This is a genomic window from Treponema sp. UBA3813 (assembly GCA_002368605.1).
Classification (GTDB): domain Bacteria; phylum Spirochaetota; class Spirochaetia; order Treponematales; family Treponemataceae; genus Treponema_D.
Genome location: DFEB01000053.1, coordinates 197 through 3658 on the forward strand (window position 1 = coordinate 197; position 3462 = coordinate 3658).

The window sequence follows — 3462 nt, forward strand, 5'->3', positions numbered from 1 at the left end:
GCCGTTTTCACATAATCGTAGAATTTAAACCGCTGGACAAAAACGGAATCCGCTGTATGCTCGAACAATATTTCGCATCATACAATTTCAGCGATGAAGAAATCTGTCGGCTGGAACGAAAAGAAAGCGTAACGCCCGGTGATTTCGGTGCGCTAGCAAACAGGATGAGATTCATGGACAGCACGGAGCTTTCGCCCGCCTACATCACAGAAGAGCTGTGCAAAATGCAGGACGAAAAGACAGGCGAAAGCACAAAGCGAAAAATCGGCTTTTACGCCGATTAGCAATTAGGCTACGAGCAAAGGCCTTCCAGAGATTTTTGCAAATTGAGGAAGGCTTTTTTCTCAATCTGGTGCATTCGAGCCTTTGTATAGCCTTTGAGTTCACCAATTTCCGTAAAAGATTTTGGTTCTTTGCCGTTAAGTCCATAGTGCATGGAAACGACATCACACTCAATCGGCTTAAGATTTCGTACAGCTTTGAGAAGAGATTTTGCTGACTCAGAATTAACGAAATCTTCTGCGGTGCCAAAAGAATAGGGGACGCCTTCCAAAAGTTCATCAGGGTCATTTTTGGTTTTGAGAAGAGGAATTGTTTTTTTGTTGAAATTAAGAGCGTTTCGAATTTTTGTACGAATGCAATATTTTGCGAAAGTGTTAAAGCGAAAACCTCTGTGCACATCAAATTTATCAGCAGCGATTACGAGGCCAATCAAAGCTTCTTCAAAAAGCTCTTCGCCGTCAAGAAAATGACCATGGAATCGCTGAGAATATTTTCGAGCGAAAGGAACGCAAGAGAGGATAAGGAGTTCGCGGGCTTTTTTATCGCCATTCTCAGCTCTGAGAGCGACTTCTTTTTCTTCTTCTGGAGAAAGTTTGACGGTTGGGAATTTGAATTCATCCATGGTTAGCCTCCTAAAAATTGGTAAATAAAAAAATGTGTGAAACAAAATATAGTTGGCTGACCATTCAAAAATTTTATAATTTTTTATTATATTTGATTTTTTCAACTATTTTAGTGAACTTTGAAAAATAGAAAAGCAAAGCCTGCTTGAGAGAAAGTTTTCCGTCCGAAAGTCTTTCAAAGAACATCGAACGGTTTAAATATAGTTTTTTGTCTTTTTGGGATTGTGAATTATCTGAAATATTTTTGTACGCTTTTCAAAAGTTCATTCCGAGCATCGCAAAAATCCCAACATACAAATTCATAGATATTTGCTTTGCTCAACATGACTTTTTGAATCAAACTATTCGATTGCTGCCCTCGCCCTTGCCGTTGCCTCTTGCGTCAAATCCTTTATGATTTCGCTTGCGATGATTAAGCCTGCAACAGAAGGAACAAAAGCATTGCTTCCGGGGATGTCGCGGTGTTCCGTGCATTTGTGTTTTGTTCCCGGCGGACAGATGCAGTGCGCTCGGCAGCTGATTGCCATGTCTTCGATGGGACGCATGGCTTTCTCCGTCGAATAAACAACCTTGACGTTTTTTATCCCGCGCTTTTTACATTCTTGCCTCATTACACGTGCAAGGGGACAAACTGAAGTCTGTGAAATATCCGCCACCTTGAACTGTGTAGGGTCCATTTTGTTTCCGGCTCCCATGCTGCAGATGATTTTTGTTCCGGCTTCCTTTGCCTGCAGAATCAGATTGATTTTTGCTGTGACTGTATCAACGGCATCAACAACGTAATCGTATTTTGTAAAGTCAAAGAGGTCGCGGGTCTCAGGAAGATAAAAGCATTTGTGGACGTTCACTTCGGCCTCTGGATTGATGTCAGGGATGCGCTCCTTCATTACGTCAACCTTGTATTTTCCGACGGTCGAGCGGGTCGCAATAATCTGCCGGTTCAGATTTGTGAGGCAGACTTTATCATCATCAATAAGGTCAATGTGCTGAATCCCTGAGCGGACAAGAGCTTCCACAGTGTATCCGCCAACCCCGCCGATTCCAAAAACAGCGACGCGGGCACTGTTCAGAATCTCCATCGCCTCTTTGCCAATAATTAATTCCGTTCTTGAAAATTGATTCAACATCCGATTTCCTCGTGCCTTGTTCTCATTGCAAGGATGCAGTCCTGAATTACATCGTTCAGTTCAACTCCCATCAGCTGAACTCCCGCCTTGATTACTTCACGGTTGCAGCCTGCCGCAAAATTGAGGGCCTTGAATTTCTTTGTGACGGATTTTACTTCCATGTCGGTCACAGATTTGCTGGGGCGCGCCATTGCACAGGCAAAAATCAGACCTGTAAGTTCATCAACCGTGTACAAAACTTTTTCCATGATATGTTCCGGCTCAACGTCCACCGTGATATTCCATCCGTGGCTCTGAACCGCATGAACAAGCTGATCGTCTATATCAGGATAATTTGCTTTTTCTGCGCTAAAGATTTCAAGGCATTTTGTACAGTGACTGTCCGGTGCAACTTCAAAATCAATGTCATGAAGAATGCCCACGCTTTCCCAGTAATCGGGCGACTGGCCGTATTTTTCCGCAAAATAACGCATGGCAACGCCGACGGTCTTGCAGTGACGCAGCAAAGTCTCGCCATGAACATATTTTTGTAACAATTCAAAAGCCGTATCTGGATTCATTTTGTTTTCCTATTTAAGAGATGGGTAATTATAGCAAAAATACAAAATATGCTCTACTAGCTGGGGTATTTTTGGTTCACTGATTATCGGGATCTACCTTCTCAGCATTGAATTTCCTTCTGCGTCATCTCCACAGTTTGCTCATCCATCTCTCCGCCAAAATATTTTTCCAGCACAGCCTTAAACACCCGAGCTTCCTTTTCATATTTTGAATCATGTCCAGATGCAAGCAAAAAAAGCGTCATGGAAGATTTTAGCTTCAAGTCATCGGGGTAGCCCATCACCTGAGTTGCGTTGTTTGACTCAAGTGCAAGGAGGCTTTCAGAAATTTCCACCAGATGCGAGCGAAGAAAATCATCCGCAAGATAGGCTCTCGCTTCTTCAATTCCCTTGATTCCATAGTATTGTGAAATCTCACTGAATCCAAGGCCCTCCAGTTGTGGGAAGATGTACCACATCCAGTGGCTCTGTTTCTCGCCTGCACGGATTTCTGCAAGGGCGGTTTCGTAGTCGTGTTCCTGGGCTTTTTTGAATCGGGTTAGGTCGTGGGGCATAGGGGGTCTCCTTAGGATGGTGTTTGGGTTATTTCTAATATGCTAAGAATATGATTTTCCAATTTCTTTTCTTCATCCTGCATATTTTTTATAAATGAATCTTCTCCTCTGCAAGCAGCAAATCCAGTTGAGCCTGCAGTTCTTCCTTTTTTGGCAAATACAACTGATAACGTGCTGTAAATAACTGGTTTGTAATTCCTTGTGTTGCATATTCCATCAAAAGTTCATCTTTTTTTGCACCTAAAACAATTCCAATTGGAGGATTATCATCAGGTTGGCAGATTTCAGTTTTGAAATAATTCAAATACATATTCAT

At 42.5% G+C, this 3462-nt stretch carries 5 protein-coding genes and 1 pseudogene; 1 reads left to right on the forward strand and 5 read right to left on the reverse strand.

The annotated features are described in order from the left end of the window. Positions 1 to 284: pseudogene (locus B2089_RS08950) on the forward strand (ATP-binding protein); the annotation flags it as partial. Between the two features lie 8 nt (positions 285 to 292). Here the strand turns inward: B2089_RS08950 and B2089_RS08955 are convergent. The 5 genes from B2089_RS08955 to B2089_RS08975 form a co-directional block, all read right to left on the reverse strand. Beyond that, positions 293 to 904 (reverse strand): sigma-70 family RNA polymerase sigma factor, encoded by a 612-nt coding sequence (locus tag B2089_RS08955; RefSeq protein ID WP_296321532.1) that lies wholly within the window; start codon positions 902 to 904, stop codon positions 293 to 295. A 342-nt stretch (positions 905 to 1246) separates the two neighbouring features. Next, positions 1247 to 2032, reverse strand: coding sequence for a tRNA threonylcarbamoyladenosine dehydratase (locus B2089_RS08960; RefSeq protein ID WP_296686845.1), 786 nt, complete (start codon positions 2030 to 2032; stop codon positions 1247 to 1249). Beyond that, the gene (locus B2089_RS08965; protein ID WP_296686848.1) at positions 2026 to 2592 is read right to left on the reverse strand and encodes a hydrolase; all 567 of its coding nucleotides are present in this window, start codon (positions 2590 to 2592) and stop codon (positions 2026 to 2028) included. Before B2089_RS08965 ends, B2089_RS08960 begins: the two co-directional genes overlap by 7 nt. Before the next feature lie 101 nt (positions 2593 to 2693). Continuing rightward, a complete protein-coding gene (locus B2089_RS08970) occupies positions 2694 to 3146 on the reverse strand; it encodes a DUF1810 domain-containing protein (protein ID WP_296686850.1) in 453 nt (150 codons plus the stop codon). An 88-nt stretch (positions 3147 to 3234) separates the two neighbouring features. After that, positions 3235 to 3462 (reverse strand): PDDEXK nuclease domain-containing protein (locus B2089_RS08975; RefSeq protein ID WP_296686852.1); only part of this gene is annotated, 228 nt, incomplete at its 5' end.

Bases quoted from the DNA above. Each gene is read 5' to 3' on its own strand.
- B2089_RS08965 (WP_296686848.1), bottom strand. From the start codon at position 2,592: ATGAATCCAGATACGGCTTTTGAATTGTTACAAAAATATGTTCATGGC.
- B2089_RS08955 (WP_296321532.1), bottom strand. From the start codon at position 904: ATGGATGAATTCAAATTCCCAACCGTCAAACTTTCTCCAGAAGAAGAA.
- B2089_RS08960 (WP_296686845.1), bottom strand. From the start codon at position 2,032: ATGTTGAATCAATTTTCAAGAACGGAATTAATTATTGGCAAAGAGGCG.
- B2089_RS08970 (WP_296686850.1), bottom strand. From the start codon at position 3,146: ATGCCCCACGACCTAACCCGATTCAAAAAAGCCCAGGAACACGACTAC.